This window comes from uncultured Leptotrichia sp. (genome assembly GCF_938036635.1).
GTDB classification, from domain to species: domain Bacteria; phylum Fusobacteriota; class Fusobacteriia; order Fusobacteriales; family Leptotrichiaceae; genus Leptotrichia; species Leptotrichia hongkongensis.
In genome coordinates this window covers 1-3,683 of sequence record NZ_CALHQO010000169.1, presented here as the reverse complement: position 1 = coordinate 3,683, position 3,683 = coordinate 1, and the positions used below count along the sequence as shown (strand labels likewise).

Sequence of the window (3,683 nt, the reverse complement as noted above, 5' to 3'; positions counted from 1 at the left end):
AACTTACAAATTTTAAAACAATTATAAGAAAATTAATATTGAAAATTGTAAAAAATGATTATTAAGACTTCTTAAAAATAGAAATACTGTATTTAAAGTACTTTGTGGTGATTAAACTATATATAAAAATCACGTAAAATAACTACGTATGTAACAAATACGTAACAATTACACACTATATATTGTAAATAAATATCATAATATATAGTGTTCATAAAAAAGGCGGCTGTCTGTTCAGCCGTCAAAAAATATATCAATTTATTTTTTCAATTTCTTTTCTCATCTTTTCAATGTTGGTATGTGTATATCTCTTAGTCATACTTATATTAGTGTGCCCTATTATTCCAGTTATTGCACTCTCGTTATCTGACACATCGCTTATCATTGTTGCAAATGTGTGCCTAGTATCGTGTATTGTGTGTGACATATCCAGCTTTTCCATTATTTTCAAAAATTCATTTTTTCTAAAATTGTTATAATTGTAAAAACTTTTTTCAGTTCTATTTGGAATTAGGTATTCTGTCTTGTTTTCCATTCTTTTAATTATGAGTGGGAGTATTTTTGGATGTATTGGTATTACACGGTTTTTTCCAGCTTCAGTTTTGCTTCCACCAATGATTATGTTCTGCTCTAAATTCACGTTTGTTTTTGGAAGTTTCAGAAGTTCATTTACCCTCATACCTGTATATATTAATATTAAAATCACGTCAGCATATTCCAATTCATTAATGTTTTCCCACAGTAAAGCAATTTCTTCGCTAGTAAAAACCTTTCTTTCTATTTTTGGTTTATGTTTGGGCAATTTTATAAACTGACTGTAGTCCTTGACTATTATATCCATCTCCATTGCATTTTTGAAAAGTATTCCTATGAAAGATTTTAAATTTTTTAAAGTTCCACTTGATAAGTGGGAGAGATTATCTATAAAATTTTGAAGTTCTATAGTTCTTATATTTTTCATTTTTTTGTTGTATAAAGGCTTTAAATAATTGCACCACACTTTATAAGACTTCAGACTTGATTTTTCAATTGAGTTTTTTTTGCTTTCCATCATTCTGTCTAGAATTTCTTTAAGTGTGACATCATTCAAGTTAATATTATACGGATTATCATTATAGTCTGCGAGGGCCTTTATCGCTTTGGCCTGTGTTTCATAGTAGCCTAATACTTTCATTATCTGTCTGCCTTCCATATCAAAACCTGTTGTAATGCGTACTATAAAAGGTTTTCTCCTTTTTCCAGAAAGTTTTGATACACTTCCATATCCGTTTGGATTTTTCATAAAAAAATCACACTCCTTAGTATTGAATTTTAAAGGTTTGTGTGATATACTTCTATTGGTGTTTGTGAGTATATCACATTGCTTAGTCCCTATTGCCGTAGGGGCTATTTTTATATTTTAATTAATTACCAATTAATTATTCTCATCGTTCCATTTTTCTAAATGTTTTACCCAATATTTTTTTTTATCAATGTTTTGTATTCGATTGATAATATCAGGTGGTAAGTTAGTAATTTTAATATAGCTATCTGATACATTAGCATTACTTTCTAAAAATACACGAATTTCATTCAACATATTTCCAACTAATACAGGATTGTCTAGAACAATAGTAAGAGACAAGATCATCGAAAACAAATCATTTCTTCCAGTAATTTTCTTTTTAGTATCTTTCCACTTCATTAATGAGTAAGGATTTATTTTCATCAATTTGATTTGTTGCAGTTCATATCTTCTATCAACTCGATATGTTATCACTTTGGCATTGTGAGCTATTTTATTTCTAAATTTTCTAATGATGCTAATTAGATTTTTAAATAATCTAAAATAGTCTTCCTTTTCAAAATCCTCGTGTCTAAAAAATCTTTTAATTAATTTTAATTTTGTTTCTTCTTTTAAGAATGTAAACAAATTTATACAATCATTAAACAGTACATTCTTAAATAAAATCCATGCTGGAACATGATCATGATTTTCCCTATAGTACATTGTAGGATTATCAGATGTATCCTCATAAATTCTTCTGATGTTTTCAATTGTGTCATTAAATTTCTCATTTTGATTGTATGCTACGAAATTATCAGGATCTAAATAATCCTGAATATCTGCACCAAATTCTTCACAAAGTACGTAAGCTAATTTTGTCTTAAATGAATTTTCTGCATAAACGCTGTATTTAAAAAGAATACTTTGAAAATTCATATCAAATATCTTAAAATCGAGTAAATCTATTAATGATACACCATCTTCAAATACACCGTAATCATTTAAAAAACAGTCTTTATACCCATTAATTAAATCATAGTATGATAAACTTTCTAGTATTGTTTTTTCTAACCTCACATCTGGACTAATTTGCAGTTTATATCTATTTTTGAGCCTTTCGATTTGTTCTTCATATGTTAAAAAAGGTTTATCGTATGCCATAAAATTCTCCTTGAATAAAAAAAGTCTTACCACAATAGTAGTAAGACTGGTAGCCCATAAAGGGCAAAGTTATCTTACTATTATTATAGTTTAAAAATCATTATTTGTCAATAGTTATTCTAAAATTTTTACACTATCACCTTTTTTTATAGGAGATTTGTCTAAATATTTTATATTTGAAAAGTCTTTCTCTTCGACATTTAGTTCTATAGCTTTTCTTTCTTTTTTTACGAGAGAGATAGGCTGAAAAGGATTAATTTCATTAATGATTATTTTTTTACAGATAGAGAAATTTTCATACACCTTATCAATTTCCAATTCATCTTTTATGATCTCAATATTCCCAAGTGATTTTCCATCTAAATCAAAAATTTCATCTCCTATTGTAGAAATTCTGACTTCTTGTCCCTCAAAAGCTCCATCATTTGAGCCATAATTAATAATTATATTAAATTTATTAATAATGTCTATTACTTTGTAGTCTTTGTGTTCCTGTTTCATAAAAATATCCTCCTGTATTTATAAATTATCTAATTATAATTGTTTATGATAATTTAAATGTATTTCCATAAATTGAATATGTTACCTCCTCTCTTCTACAACTAAAAAAGCCCCAGCGTCAGACGTATCTGTACCATAGTGGTAATGCCGGGGTATTGATCTCGTTATTGAGTAAAACATGTTTACATTAATATGATACCCCAAAATCACAAATTTTGTCAATAATTTTTTATTTAAATGCCTGACTTATTTCTATTTTTTACTTTTTATCAATTCTTCGCCATCGAATATAAATGATGTCATCATTTCTTTTTTCTCGTTGTATTTTACTTGAAATTTGCTTCTTATCATTGCACTAAATGAATTTTGAGAGTCAACATAACCTTGAATTGTTACAATTCCATCTTTTTTATCAAATCCCCAGTTTGTATTAAACATGTTGTGTATTTAGAAAAAAATTACCCCATTTATTATAGAAATTAAGTAATGTATTTTGGTTTATTTTTTGTTCAGAAAATAACCATAAATTTATAGGTTCTATATGATAAAGTATATCTTCTTTTGTCATATTATCTTTACTTAGCATGACAGTATACTGAAACATTTCTTTTTTTATAAGAGTATCCAACTTATTAATATATGTTCTGCTTACTCCTTTATTTGAAAATATTTCTTCACCGTTAGATGTTATATGTGAAGGATAGAATGAACGTTCTCTATCAATTGCATTTTTAAATATTCTAGCTACATATAT

The 3,683-nt window shown here is 27.0% G+C and carries 5 protein-coding genes; all 5 read right to left on the bottom strand.

Annotated features, from left to right (window positions below; translation table 11 throughout):
* Window positions 1-253: 253 nt before the first annotated feature.
* Entirely contained in the window at window positions 254-1,282 is a 1,029-nt protein-coding gene (locus tag Q0370_RS03285) for a site-specific integrase (RefSeq protein WP_299572093.1), read from the bottom strand.
* A 132-nt stretch (window positions 1,283-1,414) separates the two neighbouring features.
* Window positions 1,415-2,428 (bottom strand): Abi family protein, encoded by a 1,014-nt coding sequence (locus Q0370_RS03280; RefSeq protein ID WP_299572090.1) that lies wholly within the window; start codon window positions 2,426-2,428, stop codon window positions 1,415-1,417.
* Window positions 2,429-2,542: 114 nt separating this feature from the next.
* Entirely contained in the window at window positions 2,543-2,929 is a 387-nt protein-coding gene (locus tag Q0370_RS03275) for a hypothetical protein (RefSeq protein WP_146996919.1), read from the bottom strand.
* A gap of 252 nt (window positions 2,930-3,181) precedes the next feature.
* Window positions 3,182-3,367, bottom strand: coding sequence for a hypothetical protein (locus tag Q0370_RS03270; RefSeq protein WP_299572083.1), 186 nt, complete (start codon window positions 3,365-3,367; stop codon window positions 3,182-3,184).
* Window positions 3,360-3,683, bottom strand: a 324-nt coding sequence (locus Q0370_RS03265; protein ID WP_299572080.1) for a hypothetical protein, incomplete at its 5' end; no start/stop codon positions are given. The genes Q0370_RS03270 and Q0370_RS03265, both read right to left, overlap by 8 nt.